This is a genomic window from Vibrio sp. OPT24 (assembly GCF_015163545.1).
Taxonomy (GTDB): Bacteria; Pseudomonadota; Gammaproteobacteria; order Enterobacterales; family Vibrionaceae; genus Vibrio; species Vibrio cyclitrophicus.
Genome location: NZ_JADDYI010000008.1, coordinates 1 through 863 on the forward strand (window position 1 = coordinate 1; position 863 = coordinate 863).

At 51.0% G+C, this 863-nt stretch carries 1 rRNA gene; it reads right to left on the reverse strand.

The features are described 5' to 3' along the window. A 23S ribosomal RNA gene (locus IQO02_RS03030) occupies positions 1-863 on the reverse strand; the annotation flags it as partial.

The following is an 863-nucleotide window of genomic DNA, read 5'->3' on the forward strand; positions in this document are numbered from 1 at the left end:
CACCTTCAACGGCTTACAGAACGCTCCCCTACCCCACATACCCTAAGGTACGTAGCCGCAGCTTCGGTGTATAGCTTAGCCCCGTTACATCTTCCGCGCAGGCCGACTCGACCAGTGAGCTATTACGCTTTCTTTAAATGATGGCTGCTTCTAAGCCAACATCCTGGCTGTCTGAGCCTTCCCACATCGTTTCCCACTTAGCTATACTTTGGGACCTTAGCTGGCGGTCTGGGTTGTTTCCCTCTCCACGACGGACGTTAGCACCCGCCGTGTGTCTCCCGGATAGTACTTACTGGTATTCGGAGTTTGCAAAGGGTTGGTAAGTCGGGATGACCCCCTAGCCTTAACAGTGCTCTACCCCCAGTAGTATTCGTCCGAGGCGCTACCTAAATAGCTTTCGGGGAGAACCAGCTATCTCCAGGTTTGATTGGCCTTTCACCCCTAGCCACAAGTCATCCGCTAATTTTTCAACATTAGTCGGTTCGGTCCTCCAGTTGATGTTACTCAACCTTCAACCTGCCCATGGCTAGATCACCTGGTTTCGGGTCTAATCCTAGCAACTGTACGCCCAGTTAAGACTCGGTTTCCCTACGGCTCCCCTAAACGGTTAACCTTGCTACTAAAATTAAGTCGCTGACCCATTATACAAAAGGTACGCAGTCACACCACGAAGGTGCTCCTACTGCTTGTACGTACACGGTTTCAGGTTCTATTTCACTCCCCTCACAGGGGTTCTTTTCGCCTTTCCCTCACGGTACTGGTTCACTATCGGTCAGTCAGTAGTATTTAGCCTTGGAGGATGGTCCCCCCATATTCAGACAGGATATCACGTGTCCCGCCCTACTCGTTTTCACTGATTATGA